This window comes from Janthinobacterium sp. J1-1 (assembly GCF_030944405.1).
GTDB lineage: Bacteria > Pseudomonadota > Gammaproteobacteria > Burkholderiales > Burkholderiaceae_D > Janthinobacterium.
In genome coordinates this window covers 805,881-829,805 of the sequence record NZ_CP132339.1, presented here as the reverse complement: position 1 = coordinate 829,805, position 23,925 = coordinate 805,881, and the positions used below count along the sequence as shown (strand labels likewise).

The window sequence follows — 23,925 nt, the reverse complement described above, 5'->3', positions numbered from 1 at the left end:
TGGCTTACATGCGGAAGTGTTCGCCCAGATACACCCGGCGTACCGACTCGTTGGCGATGATGTCGTCGGGCCGGCCCGACGCCAGCACCGAGCCCTGGTTGATGATGTAGGCGCGGTCGCAGATGCCCAGCGTTTCGCGCACATTATGGTCGGTGATCAGCACGCCGATATTGCGTTCCTTCAAAAACCGCACGATGCGCTGGATTTCGATCACGGCGATCGGATCGACGCCGGCGAACGGTTCGTCGAGCAGCACGAAACGCGGGTCGGTGGCCAGCGCGCGGGCGATTTCCACGCGGCGCCGCTCGCCGCCCGACAGCGACAGCGCCTGGTTTTCGCGCAGCTTTTCAATTTGCAAGTCGGCCAGCAGTTTGTCGAGGCGTTCTTCGATTTCGGCCTTTTTCAGGGGCCGGCCGTCGACTGTCTGGATTTCCAGCACGGCGCGGATATTGTCTTCCACCGTCAGCTTGCGAAACACCGACGCTTCCTGCGGCAGGTAGGACAGGCCCATCTGCGCGCGGCGGTGGATCGGCAGGCTGGAAATGTCGACGCCGCTGATATCGATGGTGCCGCCATCGGACGGCACCAGGCCGACGATCATGTAGAACGAGGTGGTCTTGCCGGCGCCGTTCGGACCCAGCAGGCCCACCACTTCGCCGCATTCGACTTGCAGCGACACATCATGCACGACTTGCCGCTTGCCATAGGTTTTCTGCAGCCCCCGCACGATCAGGGTGCTGCCGCAACGTACATTATTGTCCATTATTTCTTCCCTGGCGCAGGCGCGGCGGGGGCTTTCTCCGCCGCCGGCTTGTTCTTCGGCTGGATCACCATGCGCACGCTGCCGGCGCCGGGGGAACTGGTGCCGCTGTCGCTGTTTTCCATATTGAATAATTCATTGCGGCTGTCATACGAAATGAAGGCGCCGTTGGCCACGTCGGTCGGCTTGACGCCTTGCAGGCGCGTCAGCTTGGCCTTGGAAAACAGTTTCACGACTTCCGTCTTGTTGTTGTATTCCACCCGTTCCGCTTCGCCTTCCACCCACAGGTCGCCTTCGCCGTCGCGCTTCTGGCGAAAGGTGGCCAGCTTGCCCGCCTCGCCCCAGAAAGTGATGAACTGGTAGCCCTGCGGATCTTCGGTGATCAGGGCCCGCCCCGCCTTCATGGTCAGGGTGCCCTTCACCAGCACCACGTCGCCGGTCAGGGTGCGGGTCTGCTTGATGTCATCGACCTGGCCGCGCTGGGCGGTGATGACGGCTTCCTTGTCCGAGTCGGCCTTTTCGGCATGGGCGCTGCCCATCACGGCCAGGGAAAACAAGCTCAACAGCAAGATTTTTTTCATTTTGATTTGGTCCTCTTTATTTATTTGGCCGGCACGGCTTTGCGCGGCGGAATCACGATGCGCACCGAGTTCGGCACTTCCACCACGCTGGAGGCATTGTTGGCCTTCAGGCCCACGCCGGTCACGTGCGAACGCCCCGACAGCAGATCGACCGGCACGGCCGACTCCATCCGTTCTTCATCGGGAAAGATCGTCAGCGCCTCGGTTTTCAGCGTCATGTTCTGTGTCCTGGGACCGGCCACGCGGTCGATCACGACATTGCGCGACAATTGCAGCCGCGTATTGCCCTGGTCGATATGGGCCAGCTCGGCCGTCATGTTCAGGGGCGGCACGCCCGGGCTGATCTTGCGCACGAAAGGCTGGTCGATATCGGAGGAGTCGTCGGCCGGGTAATGCGTGAGCTTGGCGCCGGAGACGATATAGCTCGGTTTGCCCTGCAGGTCCATGCGCACCAGGCTGAAATTGGTGACGAAATAATCGGGCTCGTCCAATTTCTTGCCGGCACTGACATCCTGGCTGCTCTTGTTCATCACTTCAAGCAGCCAGAAGCTGCCCAGCGCCACCGCGACAGCGCCCAACACGGTAAAAATCATGCGCCAGCGATGGGCGCCTTCTGGCTTACGCATAGTGTTTCACTCTCAAAAATAGGCCCGCCGCGCAGGAGCGGCACACCGGCATCAGATGACCTTCGCCTGGGTCAGGTCATGGATATGCAAGGCGCCGACCAGCTTGCCGTCAGCATCGACCACCAGCATCTGGTTGATGCGGTGCTGCTCCATCACGGCCACCGCGTCGACGGCCAGGCGGCCGGGCGCGATGCTGCGCGGCTGCGCGTGCATCACGTCGCGGATCGCCACTTGCGTGAAATCCTGCACGCGCTCGAACATGCGGCGCAGGTCGCCATCGGTAAACACGCCCACCGGACGGTCATCCGCATCGACGATGGCCGTCATGCCCATGCCCTTCCTCGTCATTTCTTCCAGCGCCTGCAGCAGCGAGGCGTCCACCGGCACTTTCGGTACCCGCTCGCCGCTGCGCATCACGTCATGCACGTGCGTCAGCAGGCGGCGGCCCAGCGCGCCACCCGGATGCGAACGGGCAAAATCTTCTTCCTTGAAGCCGCGCAGGTCCAGCAGCGCCACGGCCAGCGCGTCGCCCAGCGCCAGGGTGACGGTGGTGCTGGCGGTCGGCGCCAGGTTCAGCGGACAGGCTTCTTTTTCCACCGAAATATCGAGGTGGACGTCGGCCAGTTGCGCCAGGCTCGATTGCGGCTTGCCCGTCATGGCGATCAGCACGCCGCCCATGCGCTTGACGACCGGCATGATGGCCATCAGTTCGGCCGATTCGCCGGAATACGAGATGGCGATAAAGGCGTCGTCCGAGGTGACCATGCCCAGGTCGCCATGGGCCGCTTCGGCCGGATGGACGAACATGGCCGGCGTGCCGGTCGAGGCCAGGGTGGCGGCGATCTTGCGCGCGATATGGCCGGACTTGCCGATGCCGGACACCACCACGCGGCCCTTGCATTCGAGCAGCAGCGCCACCGCGCGGCCGACGCTGTCGTCGGTGGCCAGGCGGGCGTGCAGCGCAACGATGGCGTCCGCCTCGATCTGCAAGGTGGTGCGGGCCAGCGCCACGGCGCGCTCGCTTGTGGCTTTCATGTCACTTCGATCAAAAGCTTTCTGCATTGTTTTTTCATGGGTTACACTCATGCCCAAAGTATAAACGAATTAGGAAAGCAAAAAACTTGCCAGTCACAACAAACAACGATTTCCACTGACCACCCCGGGCAACCCATGTTTTCCTCGCTAGAATTGACCCTGATGTTACTCGGCAGCGCCGTGCTTGGCGTGGTTGCTTTCAGAATGTTGCACTTGCCCCCCATGCTCGGCTACCTGGCGGTCGGCATCATCATCGGCCCCCATGCGCTGGGCCTGGCTGCCGAGAATGAAGCGAGCCATACCCTGGCCGAATTCGGCGTTGTCTTCCTGATGTTTTCCATCGGGCTCGAGTTTTCCCTTCCCAAGTTTCTTGCCATGCGGCGCATCGTTTTCGGCCTCGGCATGGCGCAGGTGGTCACCACCATCGTCGCCACCGTCGTCTTCGGCTGGTTCGTCGGGCGCTACCTGTCAGCCTACTTCCACCTCAGCTGGCAGGCCGCGTTTGCCCTGGGCGGCGCGCTGGCCATGTCGTCGACGGCCATCGTGTCAAAAATGCTGACAGAACGGCTGGAGCTTGAAAGCGAACACGGCCGCAAGATCATCGGCATCCTGCTGTTCCAGGACCTGGCCGTGGTGCCGCTGCTGATCCTGATTCCCGCGCTGACCAAAGACTCCGACAACCTGGCCGAAACGCTGGCCTGGGCCGGCGCCAAGGCCGTGGTGGTGCTGATCCTGCTGCTGTTCCTGGGGCAAAAAATGGTGCGCGGCTGGCTGACCATCGTCGCCAAGCGCCGCTCGCAGGAACTGTTCATGCTCAACCTGCTCTTGATCACCCTAGGCGCGGCCTGGATCACGGAACGGGCAGGCTTGTCGCTGGCCCTGGGGGCTTTTGTCGCCGGCATGCTGATCTCCGAGACCGAATTCAAGCACCAGGTGGAAGAGGATATCAAACCTTTCCGCGACGTGCTGCTGGGCCTGTTTTTCATCACGGTCGGCATGCTGCTCAATATCCGCGTGGTGATCGACAACTGGTGGCTGGTGCTGCTGCTGCTGGGCGCGCCCGTGCTGCTGAAATTCGCCCTGATCGCCGGCCTGGCGCGGTTGTTTGGTTCCAGCAACGGCGTGGCCCTGCGCACCGGGCTGGGGCTGGCCCAGGCCGGCGAATTCGGCTTCGTGCTGCTCAATCTGGCCGGCGGCATCAAGCTGATGGACCCGTTCGTGGTGCAGGTGGTGCTGGCGGCGATGGTGCTGTCGATGCTGATCGCGCCCCTGCTGATCGCGAAATCGGACGCCATCGTCATGAAGCTGGCCGCCAATGACTGGATGATGCAGTCGCTGGCGCTGACGAAAATCGCCACCCGTACCATGGCGGCCCAGAAACACGTGCTGATCGCCGGCTTCGGGCGCAGCGGGCAAAGCCTGGCGACACTACTGACGGAAGAAAAGATCGAGTACCACGCGCTGGACCTGGACCCGGAACGGGTGCAGGAAGCGCAGCTGGCCGGCGCCCATGTGTCGTACGGCGACGCGGGACGGCGCGAAAGCCTGGTGGCGGCCGGCATTTACCGGGCCAGCGCCGTGGTGATTACCTATGCCAACACGCCGGCGGCCCTGCGGCTGCTGCATATGGTCAATGAACTGGCGCCGACCCTGCCCGTCATCGTGCGCAGCTACGACGACAGCGACCTGGACCTGCTGCGAGACGCGGGCGCCACCGAAGTGGTGCCGGAACTGATGGAAGGCAGCCTGATGCTGGCCTCGCACGCGCTGATCATGATGGGCGTGCCGTTGCGCCGCGTGGTGCACCGGGTGCAGGCGGCGCGCGAAGAGCGCTATGCCTCGCTGCGCGGCTATTTCCACGGCGCCAGCGACGCCGGCGACGACGCCGAGCTCGAACGCCTGCATTCGGTGACCGTCGGCGATGGCGCGCGCTGCATCGGTTTCCCCTTGAGCACGATCGACATGGCGGCCTGCGGCGCGCTGGTGACCACCATCCGCCGCGGACGCAGCCGGCTTGCCGTCACGCCCGAGACGCAGCTGGCCAGCGGCGACGTGGTGGTGCTGCGCGGCACAGCCGACGCCGTGGCCAAAGCGGAAACCTTGCTGCTGAAATAATCAGCTTGCCGAGGCGCTGACCACCAGATTGCGGCCATTCGCCTTGGCCTGGTACAGGGCCTGGTCGGCGTGCGCCACCAGCTGCTGCGCCACCACCTCGATCGGCAACTGGTCCGATTGCGGCGGCAGGCTGGCCACGCCGATCGACACGCTGACCGACGCTTGCGCGGCCGGCAGGTCGAACGGCACGCCGGCGATGCTGGCACGGATGCGCTCGGCAACAAAAGTAGCGCTGTCGAGATCGGCATCGATCAGCAGCACCACGAATTCCTCGCCACCGAAGCGCCCCAGCGCGTCGGAGCGGCGCAATTCCTGGCGGATGCGCGCGGCCACTTCGCGCAGCACCTCGTCGCCGCCCTGGTGGCCATGGGTATCGTTGACCTTCTTGAAGTGGTCGATATCGATGTACATGCAAGCGATGCAATATTGCTGGCGCCGCGCGCGGGCGATTTCTTCCAGCAGGCGCCGGTCGATGTAGCGGCGGTTGTAGACGCCGGTCAACGCATCGGTCAGGCCGATATATTTCAGCATTTCATTACTGATCACGTTTTCCAGGCAGATCGCGATAATCGACGCCATGTGCTTGACGAAATCGGTGCCCAGCGCCGGCGTAAAGCGCGCGCTGTCGCTGCTGGCCAGGTTCAGGCTGCCGATCAGCCGCTTGTTGCGCAGCAAGGGCACCAGCGCCACGCTGCGCAGCACCAGCTCGCCAACGGTCGCGCTGACCGGAAAGCGCGTGCCGTGCACGGCCGCATCGAAGGGCCCCAGCAGCGGCAGGGGCGGCCCGCCTTCGCCTGCCGGCATGAAACCGAGCTCTTCAGGGTGTTGCACGAACAGCATTTGCGGAAAGAGGCTGAAATCGACGCCCAGTTTTTCCATCACCACCAGGATATCATCGCCCTCGTCGACCAGGCTCAGGGTAACGCCGTCGAGCTCGGACACCACCGGCAAGGTGCGAAAAATGGTGCCGATCAGTTCGGGAAAGGTGGCGGCGCCGACGATTTCCAGGTCGAATGCCTGGTGGCGGCCCATGATGTCGTGATTGCGTTCCAGTTGCTCGAGCAAGTAGGCCATGCGCGCGCGCAAGGCCTGGTTTTCCGCTTCCAGGCGGGCGAGCGAAGCGGCCTGGCTCCTGGCATCGCTGCCCTGCTGGCCTGACACTGGCGATATCGGTTGACTCATATAAACCTCAAACCCTTCTGTGCGGCCACTACGCTTAAAACGCCAGTTCGAAACCGACTTCCTGGCCCACCACGATGGGTTCGTCGCCGCCGTTGGTGACGATGGCGTTCATGCCGAAGCAGATCGCGCCGTCGAGCCCGGGCTTGGCCCGATAATGCATGACATCGAGCGGGTCCGGTCCCGGCACGCCCGTGGCCTGGTCGACCGATGGAATCGGGCAGCGCGGGCAAGGCTTGACGGGTTTCAGGGTGGTGGCGCCAAACTGCAGCTCGTCGGCGTAATCTTCCTCGAAAGCGCCGATGCCGTCGAGTACCAGGTTGGGCCGGAAACGGTTCATCGGCAACGGCGCGCGGCCGGCCGCATGCAGTTTCTCGTTCACATCATCGAGCGAGGCCACGCTGGCCACCAGCAGCGGATAGCCGTCGGAAAACAGGGTGGGCGCGGCAATGCCGCCGGTCCACTTGGTGCCGGTGGTGCGCACCACGTCCGGGTGGAAGCGCGCCAGCCGGCACGGCACGCCGATGGCGTTGGAAAACCAGGCGGCCGTCACCTCGTCGCAATCATAGGCGCGTACCTGCTCGTCCCACAACTGGACTTCCAGCATGGGCGCCAGCTGCGGATGCGGCAGGCCCAGTTCGATTTCCAGGCGCAACATGCCAGGCGCGCGCAGTTCCAGGGTAGTGGCCTTGATGGTGGGCACGATCAGCGCCATGCGCGGATGTTCGCGCTGGGTCAGGAAGCGGCCATCGGCATCGACCACCATCCACTCGCGGTCATACACCTGTTCGCTCATCAGGCCGGAGGCGGTGAGCACGGCTTTGCGCAGGGCGATGCCGGCGCACGATTTGATCGGATAAAAGGTAATCTCGGACAGGATAGCCATGCGCCACGGGCAGCGCCGCAGCCGCTGCCGATTCATTGTTCAGGGGCGAAGTATGGCAGCAAAGCGGGCCAGCGTAAATCTGCCTGATGAGGCAAATGTGGCGCCGGCCCGGCAGGCCATCAATACGTGTAGAAAATACGCTGGATTTCCTGCGTACTGTTGGTCTTGGTCAAGGCCAGCATCAGCAGGATGCGGGCTTTTTGGGGGTTCAGGGTGTCCGACACGACGCTGTCGAGTTCATCGTCATTGGCTTCGCCATTGCGCGCCACGATGCCCTGGCCCACGCGGCTGGAACGCACGATCAGCACGCCCTTCTGGCGCGCTTCGACCAGCGCCGGCTTCATCTGCGCCGCCACGCTGCCATCGCCCACGCCGGCGTGGATAATGCCCTTGGCGCCGGCGGCAATAAAGGCGTCCATGCCGATGCGGTTCATGTTGGCGTAGCCGTAGACGATGTCCACTTGCGGCAGGGCATCGAGCTTGCTGATGTCAAATTCCGCTTCCAGCGTGTGCTTGCGCGTCGACTGGCGGTAAAAGAACGGTTTGCTGCCCTGGATATAGCCCAGCATGCCCAGTTCGGTCGACTTGAAGGTGTCGGTGGTCGAGGTGTTGGTCTTGGTCACTTCGCGCGCGCCATTGATCTGGTCGTTCAAGGCCACCAGCACGCCCTTGCCGACGGCTTCCTTGCTGCCGGCCAGCAGCACCGCGTTGTACAGGTTGATCGGGCCGTCGGCCGAGATCGCCGTCGACGGGCGCATGGCGCCCACCACCACCACCGGCTTGTGGCTCTTCACGGTCAGGTTCAGGAAATACGCGGTCTCTTCGATGGTGTCGGTGCCGTGCGTCACGACCACGCCGTCCACATCCTGCGAGGCCAGCAGCACATTGATGCGCTTGGCCAGGGTCAGCCAGTGTTCATTGCCCATGCTTTCGCTGGCGATCTGGAAGACTTGCTCGCCTTTTACGTTGGCCACTTTTTTCAGTTCCGGCACGGCCGCGATCAGGCGCTCGACGCCGACGGTGGCCGAGGTGTAGCCGACGGTGGTGGTGCTGTCGGCGCCGCTGCCGGCGATGGTGCCGCCGGTGGCCAGAATCACCACGTTCGGCAATTTGACGGCTGCCTGCTGCGCGCGCGCGGGTGCGGTGGCGACAAAACTCATCATCAAGGTGGCCAGCATCAGCTGTGCACAAGACTGGAATTTGCGTGAAAACATGGTGCTCCTGTTGGTGATATGGCGAAGATAACAAAGTGGTGAGCAAATTATATGTCATCGCTACCGCCTGCCAGGGACGATTTCGCCGGCGGCAAGCGTGTGCGCCCGCCGATGCGCTACAGTAGTCTCATTCCGACAACCTTGCCGCCGCCATGCACCTGCCACCCCGCGCCATGCCTTGCCTGCTGCTGCCCTGCCTGCTGGCGCTGGCCGCCTGTTCCACCCAGGTTGAGCTGCGCATGGCGCAACAGCAGGAGCAATGGGCAGGCGAGGCGGCCCGGCAGGGACGCTGGCCGCAGGCGCTGCGCACGTATGAAGACGCCATCGACAATGTCGAACTGGGCCATGGGGACGCCAGCTGGCAGGCACGCCTGCACCAGCAAGCCGCCCTCGCTGCCAGGGCAGCCTGCCGGCCAGATGCATTGGATTACCATGTGCGCAGCGCCGCTGCGCTGTGGCAGCGTATCGGGCAAGCCGCCCCGCCGGCGCCACCTGCCACTGAACCATCTTGTGGAACACGACCATGATCAGGACTGTCACACTGCTGGCCATCGCCAGCGGCGCGCCGGCGCTGGCCGCCGAACCAGCACTGCCGCTGTGGGAAGCGGGCGTGTTTGGCGGCAGCGCCGTCACGCCCGCCTATCCGGGCGCCAGCGACCATTCGACGCGCACGCTGGCCCTGCCCTATCTGATCTACCGGGGCAAGGTGCTGCGCGCCGACCGCTCGGGCGTGGGCGCGCGGCTGGTCAATACGGACCGCACCGAATTCGACGTCGGCTTCGCCCTGTCGCTGCCGGCCAGGTCCGACGATGTGCCGGCCCGGCGCGGCATGCCGGACCTGGGCACGCTGGTGGAATTTGGCCCGCGCCTGAAAATCAAGCTGGCCGAGCCATCGCCGAACAGCCGGGTGCGGCTGGAACTGCCACTGCGCGCCGTGATCGAGGCGCGCGGCGGCCTGCACCGCCAGGGCGCCACCTTCGAGCCGCGCCTGGCCTATACGCTGGCCGACCCGCAGGGGCGCTGGCATGTGGACACGGCCCTCTCCGCCGTGCTGGGCAATCGTGGCATCAACGATTATTTCTATGGCGTCGGGCAGCAATTTGCCACGCCTGGCCGCCCCGCCTATGCGGCCAAAGGCGGGCTGATGCTCACCCGCCTGGGCCTGGGCGGCTCCTACCTGCTGCACCGCGACTGGCGCGCGTTTGCCTTTCTGCGCTATGACAACTACGCCGGCACCGCCAACCGCGACAGCCCGCTGCTGCGCCAGAACAGCGGCACCTCGGCCGGCATCGGACTGATGTGGACGTGGAAGCGATCGAGCCAGCCGGCATGGGATGGAGACGAATAAATTACAGCCAATCATCTTCCAGCTGGTGCCGTACGGCCAATATCGTCACCGTCCGCTCCTCCTCGATTTCAAACAGGGCAACATAGCCGGCGGCACCAAACGGAATCAGCAGTTCGCGCAGGAAGGGGTTATCGGCACGGACCTTGCGGTAGCTGAATGGCGACCGCTCCAGACCACCGATAGCGTGCCTGATGGCGTCGAGCGCACGCTCGGCCAGCGCCAGGTCGCTCGCGTCACGCTGCAAGATAAAGGCATACAGCCGCAACAGATCGTCTTGCGCATGGGGCGTAAAGCGGACAGCAAAGCGGTCCGTCAAACTCACTCGATGGCCTCCGCATCAGCCGTGGCCTTGGCCTGCGTCAACATGGCTCCCAGTTTGCCCATCACCGCATCGGCACTGACATACTGTCCTGTGCGCGCGGCCTCGTCACGCGACGCAAGACCGCGCGCGACGAATTCACGTTGATGCTGCCTGCGTGAAATGCTGTCGCGAATCGACTGCTCGACAAAACCGGACAAGGTCTCACCATGCTGCAGATTGTCTTCGGCCGCCTGCCGCAAGGCAGGATCGACGCGCAGGGAAGGGAAAGTGGCTGTTTTCATGACAACTCCAATGCATTGCATATGCAACGCATTGTGCGCTCATTTATATCAGCGCGCAATCACATGGCAATCAGTGCTCGCCCAAGGCAGCGCGCACGGCCTGCTCCAGATGCTCAAGGCCAAACGACACATCGACCGGTTCGTCATTAAGGAAAAAGCTCGGCGTGCCGCGCAGGCCCAGCTGCACGGCGGCCGCATGGTGCTCGCGCACGCGCTGCAGATACAGGTGGTCGTTCATGTCGGCATGGTAACGCGTCATGTCGAGCTCGATTTCCTCGGCGTAGCGGGTCAGCGCGGCTTCCTTCAGATGCTGGGGCTGGCGAAACAGCGCCGCATGCATGGCCCAGAATTTTCCTTGCGCAGCGGCCGCTTCGGACGCTTCGGCCGCCAGTTCCGCATGCGGATGGGCGGCGCTGTCGGGAAAGTGGCGAAAGACAAATCGCAGCCGGTCGCCATAGGTGGCCACCAGGTGGCGCGTCAAGGGTTCCGCCTGCGCACAGCGCGGACATTCGAAGTCGCCATATTCGACCAGCGTCAGCCTGGCGTCAAGGTTGCCGGTGGCGTGTTCGGCGGACGACAGTCCGGCAATATCGGTATCAGTATTGGTCATCAAGATTCTCCCTGCCGCGCGGGGCGGCGACTGTCAGTGTAAGTACTTTGACTGACTATAAACCCATTGCCCATCAGAAGGTCGCGCCGTACAAACGTGACAATGCCCGCCGGTGCAGGACGCGGGGCGCGGGTAGGCATGGGTAAAATCCAGACTTGGACACAGGCCCATTCGTCGTAGTCGCTAGCCGTGCCAACACAGATCAGTGAACTTCATGCACGACCAACCGGCCGACGGCGAAAAGACCCGCTTGTTTGATGCGACGATTACAACCGGAGTAGGGCAAAGCATCGAGATTGATGTCTCATTGACATATGAATTAAATACGTTATTCGGTCCCTCGACAGAAGGCTCAATTGGCGTTGCAAGCTCCATGTCATCTGATGCGATACTGGACTGGAATCATCCGCGCCGTGACGCTAACGCTAACTGGGCGATCAGGCGAGACATTCGTATTGATTTCATCCAGCCCGATAAAAATGGTGGGGGAATACCTGAAGATTCTGAAACAGATCAGTGAGCACAGGACAGAATTGGTGTTCGAAGAGTATTACGATAGAGTGTGGCATTCGCGAGGGTACAGTAGGAGGAGAAGTCCTGCCAGCAAACGATCACACCCTTCTTTAGACAATTATGAACCCTGTAGAAAAATTCATTGCGGCCATGATATGGCCAAAGTAGCAATTTTAAAAAAGAGGCAGGCGCTGAGGTAAAGTCATTGGTGTGTGTCCGACAAAAATGCCGGAATCATCATGGGTGAAACATCTTTCCATGGGTATTGGGCACTCAACCTGTAAGCACGCCTGCACCATCAGTATGCCACTATTCGTAAGCAGTTTTCAACTCTTTTTTCTGAAGCAATCTTTCAATCTTAATTCCAGCTTCGCTCCAATCTACAAACCAGTCATGGAGAGAGATGCATTTGTACTGTTTTTTTAGTTCCGATGATGTTGGTCTTTTTCCAAACTCTGTTTGAAATGAACAGGTTATCATCTTTGATTTAAATGCCCTATCCAGATATGGGCAACGTACAAGGTCTAGTAGAAGGTAAGATGCTTCCGAATATACCGACGCTCTTTGTGTAGCCAAAATAGAAAGAATAATTGCTTTTAATTTTATTTTTAAGATTTCATAAATAGGATTATTTTTTATGTAAAATAAAACAGAAATCAATTGAAAATAATTGGCGGACTTAATATTTTCTAAGTTTTCGTTGAAGATAAATTTCGAAATATCATCTGCAGAAACCAAATCTTCTTCTCCAGATATTTCTCTCAGCGCAATCAGTAGGTTGACAACCTCTACCCCTGAAGATATTTTATCTGCTTGTTTGTTTTTCATTGCAAAAGTTATTTCATCTTGTATTTTTTTTACAACCTCATCGCCGTAGACAGGCTTCATTAATTTGGCGATTCTGCAGCAAATAATGGAAATTTGGCTTACCAAGAACGTGCTCCTAACTCTAACGTCCATAGAGTATACAAAAAAATTTACATCTATAATCACCAGCAAAAATTTTAATACGTTTTCTTGTTGGGCATCGTCTAAGGTGGCACTATATCCATAAACTTCATGAATTTTATTTTTAATTACTGTAAAAAAATACCCTGTAATAGTTTCGAATGCCACTTCATTACTTCGAACTATTGCTTTTATGTCTCTTATAAGTCTATTTGCAACGACACCGGGACCTTTGAAATATTTTATGAAGGTTATTTTTTCCTCTGGTTGGTCGGCATAGCTATCGGCACTCTCGGAAATATCAAGATCAGGAGTTACGCCTTTTTTAGATTCGTCAAATGTGTCAAACAACGCAGAAAATATATCTTGAATATCTTTCTTTGCCATTGTAATACCGGTAAGAAAGGGTGCTCTATGCCGTGAAATTTTAGATTCATTTAGGTAAAGTTTTGCCTTCTCTAATGAGTCTTGGAATTCGCTAAGCATGTGTTCGCCAACTTTATCATCGTTATAAAACAAAAAATAATCGTCTACATAGCGTCTAACATCATAGCTTCCTTGGAGTTGTAGATTACTTTTGAGTACTCTCTTATCTACATCCTGTAATATTATTTCAGCAAAAATCCTGCTAAACTCCGGCCCGATGACTAGACCATCATTTCGACCGAAGTTAGCGGATTCCATTAGCTTAGAAAATTTATTCTCGAAATTACTCTTTCCAAAATGTTCTTTATGATAAAGCTCACTTTTAACTGCTTCGCCCAGTCGTTTTGTAGAAATGTTATCAAAGCATTTTGATATATCAAACTTTAAAAGCTTTTTAAATTTCTTTTCTAGTCTATGAAATTCGTACGAATCATAAAATTTATAAAGAAAAGAATATTTTTTATATAAAAAGAAAGAACTAGCATATTTGAACTGGACTGCCATTGCATCATCTATGTTTGCTTCAGCACCTTCATCTTTTATCGAATTATCACGCAAAGAGTTATCGGGCTCGTAATACCACGCAGCTACCTCTGCAGGTGCGCGCAAGCTAAATTCACTTCGGGCAGTGAGACCACACATTAGACTGCTATAAGTTTTATAAAAACTAATGAAGTCATGCTGGCTTGAAGGGTGTATGAGGTAAAGCGTTCTATAACTTGACGCGCTCTTAACAATTTTATATGTAAATGGATGAGTTTCTTTTCCTGGCTTTAGTATAGCGCCTAAAAGCCCCTCCTCCTGACATTCACTAGGCCTTAAATAGAACCCTTCGTTAGTTAAGAGAATTGGAACTTCGTAAGGAAGGACTTCCGTAAGCAAAATACGGCGGTAATTGGATTTGTATACCCGTTTAAGTCTACCTTCCTTACTATTTTTTTTCATAATCGCTTTCTTTTTTCCAACAATCCTTGATTCGTGAAAACTCAGTTTTTTCGATTGCGTAGACTTTTCTTTGATTGAATCCCTTGTTAAAACTAATGCCCTGCGTTGCCATGCGGGCAGCATGCATATGCGTAGCTCCAATAGCTCTGAATACGCTACCTCGTTTAGAAAAGCAGAGCTTCATCAAAAATCTATCTAGTTCTAAAATCTGCTGGGGATCTGACAATGTCTTGTTATTGTAATAAAAACCCGCCATTAAACCTAATGAGGCTCCGTTAGTTTTTGACGACTCACGAATTAGGTAGTTTCCTGATATAAATTTTAGCCGAAGACAAAGCAAAGGAATGTCATTGTTCTTTGCGTAATCTAAAAATGACAAAACAATGCGTGTTTTTATTTTTCTAATTCTATTTCTTGAAATTCGGATTTTTACTGAAGATTCGCAATCGAAGAAGTGTTCGTAGCCCAAAAAACTAAGTTGCTCAGTCCGATTTAATAAATCATCGGAAAAGATTTTTTTTATTTTCTTGTGATTTAGGCTTAAATCTAGTTGCTTGAGTTTTTTTTCAACATCTTCGAATATATCGTCACTTTTTGCATGGCAAAAAATAATAAAATCATCAACATATCGTGCGTAATAATAGACGCCGTCTAGTGCTCTGACATATCTATCAAACTCCCTGATATATAACTCTGAGAGCGAGGAACTTATGCTAATTCCCCTTGGCAAACCTGGAACAGCTGCTACCGCAGCACAAGAAAAAACTTGTCTGATGATCCTTCTATTTTGATATGAAAGGATTCGGTTTGACTCTATTTTAGCCATAACTGATTCTCTAGGAATCGATTCATAAAAGCTCTTAATATCACCTTTTAATATAGTATAGTGACTGGTATCTGATACCAAAGAGCTAATCTGCTTAGTAATAGTGTCGCGGTCCGCCTGTTTTACTTTATATATTCTTCCTAATATTTTATTTACACGTCGCAAGCTGTAAATGCTTTCCAAAGAAAGCGGCTTAAATATTTTTTTCCCTTTTTTATATAAAAAGAAAGAGCTGAAAAATCGCAACCATCATCTAAAATTCTTTTTGCGACCAAGTCGAGCTTTTCAAGATATTCGCTTCGCTTTCTGCCTAACTTAAATCTTATTATGTCTTTTATTGATGTTAGTCGTAGAAAACTCTTCCCGGTGAAATTCTGGTCTAGCAAAGTATTGCCCCTTTAATCGCCAGATAGATTCCAAGAAACATCCAGGCAACAGACATTACAGACATTGAAAAATAGAAATAATATAGCATGCCCCGGCCTATTATTCCAACCACGAGCTCTATCAGCGGGTTCAAGAATGTTGGACATTCTACGCCCCTCAGGCTTTCGATACTCAAGTCTATTTTGCTATGGTTTTCATATTTGGAAATAATTTCAGAATATTGTGTGGCGTATTTTTTAAAGTTGTCAGCAGAAGGGGAGAAGTTACAATCTTCAATGTCGAACTTTAACAATTTCTTAAAATGATTCAGGGATTGGGCACATTCATGGATTTTTTCTGCTCTGGCGCCGTATTTTGCCGCAGAGACCAAGATGGACAGGGCTAGAATTACAATGGGCAAGCAATTTTGTCCAATAGTAATGTAGATTTCGTTGCATCCAAGGTTTTTTCCGTACAGAGCAACAATGAAAGACACGACTATTAGCGCAGTGGATGCCAATATCAAGGAAAAATTAGAAGCTCCTTCTAAACTATCCAATCTCCTATAGGTATTGAATCGATAATCTGCCGTGCAACTAACAGATTTATAAAGTTTTTCGTATGCCAGCAATTTTGTATTAGAAATATATCACCCCAAATATAGGTATAAAAATTAAAGACTGTTAAATTTATAGGTTTTCGATTGACCAACAGGGTTATTGATTTACCTTAATAATGATTTTTTAATTTCTAACTAGTTTAAAGTTTTTCATGCCAAACTGTCAAGAGCAACCAGACTATAAAAATTTTCAACTAACCACTCCGGCTTTTTGCCTGTTATCTCTTCTTCACCTTAGCCGGCGTTTCTTTATTCAAGGCGCGCTACGGTAAATTGTGGTTATAGATTATGACGTAATTTTGTTACGTCGATTCGAGGTCCACCCAAGACTCGAAGCGGATCTGCTTGAAGATTTCGCCAATGCGACCAATGAGCAGAGCGACCATACCATTGGTCTGCAGATGGGAGTGGCGAGATGAGACTATGTTTGCTCTCCAAGCACTTGCACAGTGCGTCAGATGCATGCTTGTCGCCGAGAATACGGAGACCCGTTTCTGACTCTTCCTTCTTGCTGCTAAAGCGGCAGGCGAACTGGCTGTCACTACCAATGAGCAGCTTGGCGATCGTGACCCGAGAGGCGTTGTTAAGCTTGATCACGAACACAGCGCTGCGGCTTCCTCATATATAAGAAACATCGCTTACCCCTTAACATCGCGTCGAGTACGCCTGCACGCCTGGTCAGTGCGCAAAACGCAGGAAGTGCGGTAGTGGTTGTTTTTGGGCGGCTTCACCATTGCCATGATTGGTGTTTTTCACCTGTCTAAAATCATATAAACCAGCATATCCACTTTTAGACCGTAAGGCATTGAAATTTTTCGCAACACTTAGAAACGATAACGCCCTCATTAAGAGGGCGCATGAGGCATTTCCAAGCGCATCAAAAATGTCTTGGATTTCTTGGAAGTCGCTTTGACAACTTACACGTTGAACAGGAAGTTCAGCACATCGCCATCCTTGACCACATATTCCTTGCCCTCGGCGCGCATCTTGCCTGCTTCCTTGGCGCCGGCTTCACCCTTGTAGGTGATGAAGTCGTCATAGGCGATGGTTTGCGCGCGGATGAAGCCGCGTTCGAAGTCGGTGTGGATCACGCCGGCCGCTTGCGGGCCGGTGGCGCCGACCGGAATCGTCCAGGCGCGCACTTCCTTGACGCCGGCGGTGAAGTAGGTTTGCAGGCCCAGCAGCTTGTAGGCGGCGCGGATCAGGCGGTCCAGGCCTGGCTCTTCCATGCCCATGTCGGCCAGGAAGGCGCCCTTGTCGGCGGCGTCCAGGTCGGCGATTTCCGCTTCCATCGAGGCGCAGATGGCGACGATCGGGGCGTTCTGCGACTTGGCGTAGGCGGTCAGCTGGTCCAGCAGCGGGTTGTCGGTGAAACCGCTGTCCGAGACGTTGGCGACAAACATGGCCGGCTTGGCCGTGATCAGGCACAGCGGCTTGATCAGCAGCATTTCGTCGGCGTCCAGGCCCATCGCGCGCACCGGTTTGGCGTCGTTCAGGTAAGGCATCATGCGTTCCATGATGGCCAGCAGCTTGGCCGCGTCCTTGTCGCCCGAGCGGGCTTTTTTGTTTTCGCGGTGGATCGCTTTTTCCACGGTGCCCATGTCGGCCAGCGCCAGTTCGGTCTGGATGACTTCGATATCGTCGAGCGGATTGATCTTGCCGGCCACGTGGATCACGTTGTCATCTTCGAAGCAGCGCACGACGTTGACGATGGCGTCCGTTTCGCGGATGTGCGACAGGAACTGGTTGCCCAGGCCCTCGCCTTTCGACGCGCCAGCCACCAGGCCGGCGATGTCGACGAACTCGACGATGGCATTGACCATGCGTTCCGGCTTGACGATGGCGGCCAGCGCATCCATGCGCGGGTCCGGTACTTCGACCACGCCGACGTTCGGCTCGATGGTGCAGAAAGGATAGTTTTCAGCCGGGATGCCGGCTTTCGTCAGCGCATTGAACAGGGTGGACTTGCCGACGTTCGGCAAGCCGACGATACCGCATTGGAGACTCATGAAAAACCTTTAATTATCAAAGCACAGCGAACAAAGCAGCCGTCGATCGGCGTGCTGGCGGTGCTGTTAGGAAAAATGGTGGTCGTGCGACGATTCCGGTACTCTGGACAACGACATTCAGGACGTCATTGTACCCCTGCCCGGTGCGCGGCAACAGCTTTGCCGCTCCGGCTTGCCGCACAGCTGCCACGTGGCAACAACATCAGGCCGTATGCAGCTTCATGGTGGCGGCCTCGAACTTGCCGTCGATGATCTGCGGCATCACCAGCAAGGACTTGTCGATCGCCTGCTCGATCAGCTCCTGGTCTTCGCGGCGCGGACGGTGCAGCACGAAATCGGCCACCTGCTGCTGCAGGTTCAGGCTGCGCGGATGGCCGATGCCGAGGCGCAAGCGCCAGTAATCCTGGGTGCCGAGCGCGGCCGTGATGTCCTTCAGGCCATTGTGGCCGCCGGCCGAGCCGCCTTTTTTCAGGCGCGCGATGCCGGGCATCAGGTCCAGCTCGTCGTGCACCACCAGCACTTCGTCGGCGGCGATCTTGAAAAAGCGCGCCAGCGCGCCGACCGACTGGCCGGAGCGGTTCATGAAGGTCAAGGGCTCCAGAAGCCACACGTCCTGGCCGTTGATCGAGGTCTTGGCCAGCATGGCGTTATAGCGCGAATCGCGCTGCAAGCGCGTGCCGGGCAGGCTGTTGGCCAGGTTGTCGACCAGCCAGAAGCCGGCATTGTGGCGCGTTTGTTCGTATTCGGGTCCCGGGTTGCCGAGGCCGACGATCAGGCGGATGGGCATGGCGATGTCTGCAGTAAAAAGAACGATTATCGTTGAAAACAGGCAGAAAAAAACCCGCCGGAGCGAGCCAGGCGGGTTTTTCCTTGCGACTACCGCCTTGCGGCGGCAATACAATTACTTCTTGTCGGCTTCAGCAGCAGCAGCTTCGGCTTCAGCGGCAACCGCGCCAGCCGGTACCGATGCGGTAGCGATGGTCTGGTCGGCGCCGTGGCCAACAACGGTCACGCCAGCTGGCAGGACCAGGTCGCTCACGTGCAGCGAGTGACCGACGTCGATGTTCGACAGGTCAACCGAGATGAACTCTGGCAGTTGGCCTGGCAGGCACGATACTTCGATTTCGTTGGCAACGTGGCTGATGGTAGCGCCGTGCAGTTTGACTGCTGGCGAAACGTCGGCGTTTTCGAAGTGCAGCGCCACTTTCACGTGGATAGCTTGCTTGGAGTCAACGCGCTGGAAGTCAGCGTGCAGAACCAGTTGTTTGTATGCGTGGACTTGGAAGTCGCGCAGCAGCACTTGCTGGGAAACGCCGTCGATTTCCAGTTCCAGGATCGACGAGTGGAACACTTCTTTTTTCAGCGCGTGGTACAGCGCGTTGTGGTCCAGCGAGATCAGGATCGGGGCTTCGGTGCCGCCGTAGACGATACCAGGGGTCTGGCCGGAAATGCGCAGGCGGCGGCTCGCTCCGGAACCTTGCAATTCGCGTTTGAATGCGATAACTTTCATGTGAAACTCCAAATAAAACAAGACTCACGTCTTGTGTGATGAAGACTCCCGCGACCAGGAGACTTCGAGAAATGGGTGCGGATGCACCCCGAAAACCACTAAAGCAGCGGCGCGGCCGGTTCGAAAACCGGTCGCGCCGCCGATGTTACGTTCTTTTTTACGTCTGTTGCTGTTGCTCGAATCAGTCGATAAACAGCGAGATGACCGAATCACCCTTGATGATGCGCTTGAACGTCTCGGCCAGCAGCGGCGCGCACGTCAGTTGACGGATCTTGCCGCAGGCCAGGGCCGCTTCGGACAGGGGGATCGTGTCGGTAACGACCAGCTCATCGAGCGACGAGGCCGAAATACGGTCGATCGCCGGGCCGGACAGCACCGCGTGCGTGCAATACGCCACCACTTTCTTGGCGCCGCGCTCCTTGAGCACTTCGGCGGCCTTGGTCAGCGTGCCTGCGGTGTCGACCATGTCATCCATGATCACGCAGTTGCGGCCTTCGACTTCACCGATAATGTTCATCACTTCGGACACGTTCGCCTTAGGACGGCGCTTGTCGATGATGGCCAGGTCGCAGCCCAGGCGTTTGGCCAGGGCGCGCGCACGTACCACACCGCCGACGTCCGGCGAGACCACCAGCAGGTCCTGGTAATTTTTCTTTTGCAGATCGCCCAGCAGGATCGGCGAGGCGTAGATATTGTCGACTGGAATATCGAAGAAGCCCTGAATCTGGTCGGCGTGCAAGTCCATGATCAGGACGCGCTCGACACCGGCTTTTTCCAGCATATTGGCGACCACCTTGGCGGAAATGGCCACACGCGCGGAGCGTGGACGGCGGTCCTGGCGGGCATAACCAAAATACGGAATCGCTGCGGTGATGCGGCCGGCCGATGCGCGTTTCAGGGCGTCGACCATCAGGATGATTTCCATCAGGCTGTCGTTGGTCGGGGCGCAGGTGGATTGCAAAACAAAAACATCCTTGCCGCGAACGTTTTCGTTAATCTCGACCATTACTTCGCCGTCGGAGAATTTCGAAACGTTTGCTTTACCGAGAGGGATGCCGAGATTTTTTGCGACCCCCTCTGCTAACGCTGGATTCGCGTTGCCGGTAAAAACCATCAGGTTTTCGTAAGCCATGGGAGTCCCAAGAGGTGATATAGAAGTCTTGAAAAGAACTAACCGGGCATAGGCCCGGTCAGTCTGTGTTATGCATGTGCCGCTTAACGGCTTGCTTCCCGTACTGGACGCCAACTTCGCATCGACAGACTACGGTGAAACGGGTGGCAGGGGAAGAAGGATTCGAACCTTCGCATGCTGGAATCAAAATCCAGTGCCTTAACCAACTTGGCGACTCCCCTACGCAACTGACTGCTTGCTGTCATGTTGGCCGGTATTATACCGACTTTTTGAAGCTAAGCAAAATCTTTTTTTGCTGCTTACAACATCGTGAGCAGCGGATGGTGGCTCAACGCTTTTGCTTTCCAGGCCGACCAGACCGAAGGCACATTGCTGAGCACTTCATCTGCTTCTTCCTCAGTGGAAAACGCGCCAAACACACAAGCACCGGAACCAGTCATCCTGGCCTCACCGTAAGCACCCAGCCATTCTACCGCATCTGCTACCGGCTTGAAAAGACTGCATGCTACTTGCTGTAAGTCATTTTTTCCAAACCCGTTCGCGCTGCTGCTTTCTGCGAGGTGCCTGGAAAAGTCCGCTATTGTGACGGCTTCGGTATTCCTCGTCAAGCCTTCCGCGCAAAAAATTGCCGCGGTCGGTACTTGCACGCCAGGCTCGATCACCACATACCAGCAATCGGGCGTGCTGACGGCTTGCATGTCCTCGCCCACGCCTTCGGCAAAGGCGTTCTCGCCAAAGATAAAAAACGGGATGTCGGCGCCCAGCGGCAGGCCCAGCGCCATCAGTTCCTCGCGCGTCAAACCGCCCTGCCACAGGCGGTTCAATGCCATCAGCGCGGTGGCCGCGTCGGACGAACCGCCACCCAGGCCGCCGCCCATCGGCAGCACCTTGTCGATGGCGATATCGACGCCACGCGGCATGGACCCCGTGCGGCGCACGACTTCGGCCTGCAGCAGCCTGGCCGCGCGGATGATCAGGTCCTGTTCTTCCGGCACGCCCGGCAAGTCGGTGACGCGCAAGATCTGTTCATCATCGCGCAGCGCGAAATGCAGGGTATCGCCATGGTCGACCAGCTGGAACACGGTTTGCAGCAGGTGATAGCCGTCGTCGCGGCGGCCGTTCACATGCAGGAAAAGATTGAGCTTGGCGGGCGCCGGGCAGTTATTGAGAGTCGTCAGTGTCATGGTGTGGCAGCAGGAGAAACGGGATCGAGCACGATGCGCAGCGAGACGGCGTCGGCCTGGGCGCTGGCATTGCGCTCGGCATCGATACGGCGTGGCTGCGGCACGGCGCCAGGGGCAGCCGCATCTTGCCACGACACATAGCGCAGGCGCCAGCCGTCTTGGGTGGTGACGCTGTCGTTCTGGGGCGACGCCGCAAAGCGCTTGCCGTCGGCAGCCGTCGCATAGCCTTGCAGCCAGTCGCGCAGGCCCGATACGGGCAGCGACCAGCCCAGCAGGCGCGCGCTCAGGGTATCGACGTCCGGCGCGCTGCGCGGCGGCTTGCCGCTTTGCTCAAGCACCGCTTCCTGCGGCGTGACGGCTATCGTCGCCAGGGTGCTGCCGACCGGCGAAAACAGCGTCACATCGGTGCGTTCGGCTTGTTGCTGCCAGGTGAAATTGACGGTGGCCGATTCGGGCTTGTCATCTTTCTGGTAGACCACGTTCAGGCGGCCGGCCAGGTCGAGCTGTTCGCGGTAGGGGGCGACGGCCTGCGACGAAGGCGGCTGGCCGGACGAAAATGGCAGCGTGGTGCAGGCGGACAGGGCCAGGCAGAGGGTGGTCAGGGGGAGGAGATTTTTTGTCATGGGTAATATGGAAATCGCAGCGTAGGGCCGGGGTCAGACGGGGACGCCGAGTCCCGGCGGGTCTGACCCCGGATTTTTGCTGATAGCCAGTTAATTACAAACTGACATTCAAGCGCGCCAAGGTGCTTTTCAGCGCATCGTTTTTCGGATCCTTGGCTTTTGCTTCACGCCACAGTGTTTGCGCGGCGTCCTTGTCGCCCTTCTGCCACAGCACCTCGCCCAGGTGGACGGCGATTTCCGGGTCGGGGCGCACGGCGTAGGCGCGGCGCAGGGCGTCTTCGGCGGCGGCCAGGTTACCCATGCGGAACTGCACCCAGCCCATGCTGTCCATGATGAACGGGTCGCCCGGCGCCATCTGCAGCGCCCGTTCGATCAGCGACAGCGCTTCGGGCAGGCGGATATTGCGTTCGGCCAGCGAGTAGCCCAGGGCGTTGTAGGCGTGCTGGTTGTCGGGCGCGATTTGCATCACGCGGCGCAGGCTCGCTTCCATCTGCTCGAGCTTGTCGAGACGCTCGGCCAGCAGGGCGTAGTCGTACAGCAGTTCGGGATTGTCGGGGAAGCGCACCAGGGCGTTTTCCAGCACCGTGTAGGCGCTTTGCACATAGCCGGCGTCGCGCAGCAATTGCGCGTCGACCAGCAGGATCTGGCCCTGGGCGGCGGGGTCGTCGACCTGGGTTTCGGCCAGCGACTTGCGCGCGCCGTCGAGATTGCCGCCGCGGGCCATCAGCTGCGCGCGGCGCAAGCGGGCGTCCAGGTAGCCGGCCGACTCCCGGCTGTCGACCTTGTCCAGCCAGGCGATGGCGCCCGGCACGTCACCGCGCGACTCGGCGATCTGCGACAGTATCATTAACGCCTTGAACGGATCGCGCGCGTCGCCGGGGTTCTTGTCGAGCACGGCCAGGAAACGCTTGAAATACTGCTCGGCGCCCTTGGCGTCTTCGAGCTGCAGGGACACGATGCCCAGCGCATACAGGCCGGCCACGTGATCGGGCTGGGTCTTGAGCAGGGCCAGGAACTGCGTGCGGGCCGCTTCCAGCTGCTTCTGTTCGACCAGCAGGCGCGCATAGGCGGCGCGCACTTCCACCGCGTCCGGGTTTTTATCGAGGAAATCCGCCAGCACCTTGTTGGCCGCCTGCGGCTCGCCGCTCACTTGCGCCAGGGTCAGCACGGCCAGCTCGGAGGCCGGCTTCATCTGCAGGGCCTTGTTGGCTTCGGCAATCGCGCGTTCGCGTTCGCCGATCGACAGCGCGCCTTGCGACAGCACCAGATGCGTTTCGAACATGTCCTGGTACGGTTCCATCAGGCGCACCAGCATGGAATAGGCATACAGCTTGTCGTTGGCGCGGGCCAGGATCTGCTGGGTCTGGAACAGGGCCACGCCGCGCGAACCGGGTGGCGCCGCTTCGATGCGCTGGGCAAAAATCGGCTCGGCTTCTTCGATTTTGTCGGTCAGCACCACGAAGCCGAGGAAAAACTGGGTCGCTTCGTCCGACTCCGGCGCCAGGTCGCGCCACAGGCGGATCGCCGCCAGCGCTTCGCCACCCTGCTTGGCGGCCAGCGCCATTTCGGACGCGCGGCGCGCCAGGCGCGGATCGCGCGTCTGCTGGGCCGCCATCATCATGGTCACATACGGCCCCTGCCACTGGCCGTTCTTGAATTCCATTTCCGCCTTGGTCAGCTTGTACAGCAGTTCGCTGTTCAGGTCGACGTTGGGCAAGGTGGACGGCTTGCCGTCGGCCGCAGCGGGGCTGGCCGGAGCGTCCACGGGGACGGCGGGCGTTTGCGCCATGGCATGCGTAGCCATCAGGGCGGACAAGGTTACAATGGCGAAAGCGTTTTTCAAAGGCTGATCCTGGCTGAACGGCAA

The 23,925-nt window shown here is 57.4% G+C and carries 24 protein-coding genes and 1 tRNA gene; 4 read left to right on the top strand and 21 right to left on the bottom strand.

All coding sequences use genetic code 11. From position 1 onward, the window contains the following. Positions 1-4: 4 nt before the first annotated feature. The 4 genes from lptB to Q8L25_RS03705 are packed head-to-tail and all read right to left on the bottom strand — an operon-like array spanning position 5 to position 3,029. Positions 5-763, bottom strand: coding sequence for an LPS export ABC transporter ATP-binding protein (gene lptB, locus Q8L25_RS03720; RefSeq protein ID WP_308923599.1), 759 nt, complete (start codon positions 761-763; stop codon positions 5-7). Continuing rightward, complete coding sequence (gene lptA, locus Q8L25_RS03715) at positions 763-1,341, bottom strand: lipopolysaccharide transport periplasmic protein LptA (protein WP_308923598.1); 579 nt, start codon at positions 1,339-1,341, stop codon at positions 763-765. Before lptA ends, lptB begins: the two co-directional genes overlap by 1 nt. Positions 1,342-1,361: 20 nt before the next feature. Continuing rightward, positions 1,362-1,967 carry an LPS export ABC transporter periplasmic protein LptC gene (gene lptC, locus Q8L25_RS03710; protein WP_308923597.1) on the bottom strand — a complete coding sequence of 202 codons (606 nt, stop codon included), beginning with the start codon at positions 1,965-1,967 and terminating at the stop codon, positions 1,362-1,364. Between the two features lie 51 nt (positions 1,968-2,018). Continuing rightward, positions 2,019-3,029, bottom strand: a complete 1,011-nt coding sequence (locus Q8L25_RS03705; RefSeq protein ID WP_308923596.1) for a KpsF/GutQ family sugar-phosphate isomerase — start codon at positions 3,027-3,029, stop codon at positions 2,019-2,021. 108 nt (positions 3,030-3,137) lie between these two features. On the opposite strand from Q8L25_RS03705, the gene Q8L25_RS03700 reads away from it, so the two are divergent. Next, positions 3,138-5,117, top strand: coding sequence for a cation:proton antiporter (locus tag Q8L25_RS03700; protein WP_308923595.1), 1,980 nt, complete (start codon positions 3,138-3,140; stop codon positions 5,115-5,117). Here Q8L25_RS03700 and Q8L25_RS03695 read toward each other — a convergent pair whose 3' ends face one another. From Q8L25_RS03695 to Q8L25_RS03685, 3 genes are all read right to left on the bottom strand, one after another. Continuing rightward, a complete protein-coding gene (locus tag Q8L25_RS03695) occupies positions 5,118-6,299 on the bottom strand; it encodes a DUF484 family protein (protein ID WP_374694230.1) in 1,182 nt (393 codons plus the stop codon). Positions 6,300-6,333: 34 nt separating this feature from the next. After that, on the bottom strand, positions 6,334-7,182 hold the full coding sequence (locus Q8L25_RS03690) for an MOSC N-terminal beta barrel domain-containing protein (protein ID WP_308923594.1): 849 nt from the start codon (positions 7,180-7,182) through the stop codon (positions 6,334-6,336). Positions 7,183-7,301: 119 nt separating this feature from the next. Continuing rightward, entirely contained in the window at positions 7,302-8,396 is a 1,095-nt protein-coding gene (locus Q8L25_RS03685; RefSeq protein WP_308923593.1) for a type II asparaginase, read from the bottom strand. Between the two features lie 152 nt (positions 8,397-8,548). Here Q8L25_RS03685 and Q8L25_RS03680 point away from each other — a divergent pair, with 152 nt between their 5' ends. Together Q8L25_RS03680 and Q8L25_RS03675 are read left to right on the top strand one after the other, a co-directional pair. Next, a complete protein-coding gene (locus Q8L25_RS03680; RefSeq protein WP_308923592.1) occupies positions 8,549-8,923 on the top strand; it encodes a hypothetical protein in 375 nt (124 codons plus the stop codon). Beyond that, the gene (locus tag Q8L25_RS03675) at positions 8,920-9,744 is read left to right on the top strand and encodes a MipA/OmpV family protein (RefSeq protein ID WP_308923591.1); all 825 of its coding nucleotides are present in this window, start codon (positions 8,920-8,922) and stop codon (positions 9,742-9,744) included. Before Q8L25_RS03680 ends, Q8L25_RS03675 begins: the two co-directional genes overlap by 4 nt. 1 nt (position 9,745) lies before the next feature. On the opposite strand, the gene Q8L25_RS03670 is transcribed toward Q8L25_RS03675, so the two are convergent. The 3 genes from Q8L25_RS03670 to Q8L25_RS03660 form a co-directional block, all read right to left on the bottom strand. Beyond that, on the bottom strand, positions 9,746-10,060 hold the full coding sequence (locus Q8L25_RS03670; RefSeq protein ID WP_308925644.1) for a type II toxin-antitoxin system RelE/ParE family toxin: 315 nt from the start codon (positions 10,058-10,060) through the stop codon (positions 9,746-9,748). A 2-nt stretch (positions 10,061-10,062) separates the two neighbouring features. Beyond that, positions 10,063-10,347 (bottom strand): YlcI/YnfO family protein, encoded by a 285-nt coding sequence (locus tag Q8L25_RS03665; RefSeq protein ID WP_308923590.1) that lies wholly within the window; start codon positions 10,345-10,347, stop codon positions 10,063-10,065. Positions 10,348-10,417: 70 nt separating this feature from the next. After that, complete coding sequence (locus Q8L25_RS03660; RefSeq protein WP_308923589.1) at positions 10,418-10,957, bottom strand: thioredoxin domain-containing protein; 540 nt, start codon at positions 10,955-10,957, stop codon at positions 10,418-10,420. Between the two features lie 214 nt (positions 10,958-11,171). Between Q8L25_RS03660 and Q8L25_RS03655 the strand changes: the two genes are divergently transcribed. Next, complete coding sequence (locus Q8L25_RS03655) at positions 11,172-11,477, top strand: hypothetical protein (RefSeq protein WP_308923588.1); 306 nt, start codon at positions 11,172-11,174, stop codon at positions 11,475-11,477. Between the two features lie 302 nt (positions 11,478-11,779). Here the strand turns inward: Q8L25_RS03655 and drt3b are convergent, their stop codons facing one another. The 11 genes from drt3b to Q8L25_RS03600 all read right to left on the bottom strand — a co-directional run bounded on the left by drt3b (position 11,780) and on the right by Q8L25_RS03600 (position 23,901). Beyond that, positions 11,780-13,789, bottom strand: a complete 2,010-nt coding sequence (gene drt3b, locus Q8L25_RS03650) for an antiviral reverse transcriptase Drt3b (protein WP_308923587.1) — start codon at positions 13,787-13,789, stop codon at positions 11,780-11,782. After that, on the bottom strand, positions 13,776-14,861 hold the full coding sequence (gene drt3a, locus Q8L25_RS03645; RefSeq protein ID WP_308923586.1) for an antiviral reverse transcriptase Drt3a: 1,086 nt from the start codon (positions 14,859-14,861) through the stop codon (positions 13,776-13,778). The genes drt3b and drt3a overlap by 14 nt, the downstream gene beginning before the upstream one ends. Before the next feature lie 133 nt (positions 14,862-14,994). Beyond that, the gene (locus tag Q8L25_RS03640) at positions 14,995-15,540 is read right to left on the bottom strand and encodes an SLATT domain-containing protein (RefSeq protein ID WP_374694229.1); all 546 of its coding nucleotides are present in this window, start codon (positions 15,538-15,540) and stop codon (positions 14,995-14,997) included. Between the two features lie 977 nt (positions 15,541-16,517). Then, complete coding sequence (gene ychF / locus Q8L25_RS03635; protein ID WP_308923584.1) at positions 16,518-17,609, bottom strand: redox-regulated ATPase YchF; 1,092 nt, start codon at positions 17,607-17,609, stop codon at positions 16,518-16,520. Positions 17,610-17,811: 202 nt separating this feature from the next. Further along, the gene (gene pth / locus Q8L25_RS03630) at positions 17,812-18,396 is read right to left on the bottom strand and encodes an aminoacyl-tRNA hydrolase (protein ID WP_308923583.1); all 585 of its coding nucleotides are present in this window, start codon (positions 18,394-18,396) and stop codon (positions 17,812-17,814) included. Positions 18,397-18,510: 114 nt separating this feature from the next. Continuing rightward, the gene (locus Q8L25_RS03625) at positions 18,511-19,119 is read right to left on the bottom strand and encodes a 50S ribosomal protein L25/general stress protein Ctc (protein ID WP_308923582.1); all 609 of its coding nucleotides are present in this window, start codon (positions 19,117-19,119) and stop codon (positions 18,511-18,513) included. A 181-nt stretch (positions 19,120-19,300) separates the two neighbouring features. After that, a complete protein-coding gene (locus tag Q8L25_RS03620) occupies positions 19,301-20,251 on the bottom strand; it encodes a ribose-phosphate pyrophosphokinase (RefSeq protein ID WP_065310113.1) in 951 nt (316 codons plus the stop codon). Between the two features lie 144 nt (positions 20,252-20,395). Then, positions 20,396-20,472, bottom strand: a tRNA-Gln gene (locus Q8L25_RS03615). Between the two features lie 78 nt (positions 20,473-20,550). Next, the gene (gene ispE, locus Q8L25_RS03610) at positions 20,551-21,435 is read right to left on the bottom strand and encodes a 4-(cytidine 5'-diphospho)-2-C-methyl-D-erythritol kinase (protein ID WP_308923581.1); all 885 of its coding nucleotides are present in this window, start codon (positions 21,433-21,435) and stop codon (positions 20,551-20,553) included. Then, positions 21,432-22,058 carry an outer membrane lipoprotein LolB gene (locus Q8L25_RS03605; RefSeq protein ID WP_308923580.1) on the bottom strand — a complete coding sequence of 209 codons (627 nt, stop codon included), beginning with the start codon at positions 22,056-22,058 and terminating at the stop codon, positions 21,432-21,434. Before Q8L25_RS03605 ends, ispE begins: the two co-directional genes overlap by 4 nt. Positions 22,059-22,152: 94 nt before the next feature. Continuing rightward, on the bottom strand, positions 22,153-23,901 hold the full coding sequence (locus tag Q8L25_RS03600) for a tetratricopeptide repeat protein (RefSeq protein ID WP_308923579.1): 1,749 nt from the start codon (positions 23,899-23,901) through the stop codon (positions 22,153-22,155). Positions 23,902-23,925: the final 24 nt, after the last annotated feature.

Excerpts from the sequence above, each read along its gene's own strand:
- lptB (WP_308923599.1), bottom strand. The coding sequence starts at position 763 with ATGGACAATAATGTACGTTGCGGCAGCACCCTGATCGTGCGGGGGCTG.
- lptA (WP_308923598.1), bottom strand. The coding sequence starts at position 1,341 with ATGAAAAAAATCTTGCTGTTGAGCTTGTTTTCCCTGGCCGTGATGGGC.
- lptC (WP_308923597.1), bottom strand. The coding sequence starts at position 1,967 with ATGCGTAAGCCAGAAGGCGCCCATCGCTGGCGCATGATTTTTACCGTG.
- Q8L25_RS03705 (WP_308923596.1), bottom strand. The coding sequence starts at position 3,029 with ATGCAGAAAGCTTTTGATCGAAGTGACATGAAAGCCACAAGCGAGCGC.
- Q8L25_RS03700 (WP_308923595.1), top strand. The coding sequence starts at position 3,138 with ATGTTTTCCTCGCTAGAATTGACCCTGATGTTACTCGGCAGCGCCGTG.
- Q8L25_RS03695 (WP_374694230.1), bottom strand. The coding sequence starts at position 6,299 with ATGAGTCAACCGATATCGCCAGTGTCAGGCCAGCAGGGCAGCGATGCC.
- Q8L25_RS03690 (WP_308923594.1), bottom strand. The coding sequence starts at position 7,182 with ATGGCTATCCTGTCCGAGATTACCTTTTATCCGATCAAATCGTGCGCC.
- Q8L25_RS03685 (WP_308923593.1), bottom strand. The coding sequence starts at position 8,396 with ATGTTTTCACGCAAATTCCAGTCTTGTGCACAGCTGATGCTGGCCACC.
- Q8L25_RS03680 (WP_308923592.1), top strand. The coding sequence starts at position 8,549 with ATGCACCTGCCACCCCGCGCCATGCCTTGCCTGCTGCTGCCCTGCCTG.
- Q8L25_RS03675 (WP_308923591.1), top strand. The coding sequence starts at position 8,920 with ATGATCAGGACTGTCACACTGCTGGCCATCGCCAGCGGCGCGCCGGCG.
- Q8L25_RS03665 (WP_308923590.1), bottom strand. The coding sequence starts at position 10,347 with ATGAAAACAGCCACTTTCCCTTCCCTGCGCGTCGATCCTGCCTTGCGG.
- Q8L25_RS03660 (WP_308923589.1), bottom strand. The coding sequence starts at position 10,957 with ATGACCAATACTGATACCGATATTGCCGGACTGTCGTCCGCCGAACAC.
- Q8L25_RS03655 (WP_308923588.1), top strand. The coding sequence starts at position 11,172 with ATGCACGACCAACCGGCCGACGGCGAAAAGACCCGCTTGTTTGATGCG.
- drt3b (WP_308923587.1), bottom strand. The coding sequence starts at position 13,789 with ATGAAAAAAAATAGTAAGGAAGGTAGACTTAAACGGGTATACAAATCC.
- ychF (WP_308923584.1), bottom strand. The coding sequence starts at position 17,609 with ATGAGTCTCCAATGCGGTATCGTCGGCTTGCCGAACGTCGGCAAGTCC.
- pth (WP_308923583.1), bottom strand. The coding sequence starts at position 18,396 with ATGCCCATCCGCCTGATCGTCGGCCTCGGCAACCCGGGACCCGAATAC.
- Q8L25_RS03625 (WP_308923582.1), bottom strand. The coding sequence starts at position 19,119 with ATGAAAGTTATCGCATTCAAACGCGAATTGCAAGGTTCCGGAGCGAGC.
- Q8L25_RS03620 (WP_065310113.1), bottom strand. The coding sequence starts at position 20,251 with ATGGCTTACGAAAACCTGATGGTTTTTACCGGCAACGCGAATCCAGCG.
- ispE (WP_308923581.1), bottom strand. The coding sequence starts at position 21,435 with ATGACACTGACGACTCTCAATAACTGCCCGGCGCCCGCCAAGCTCAAT.
- Q8L25_RS03605 (WP_308923580.1), bottom strand. The coding sequence starts at position 22,058 with ATGACAAAAAATCTCCTCCCCCTGACCACCCTCTGCCTGGCCCTGTCC.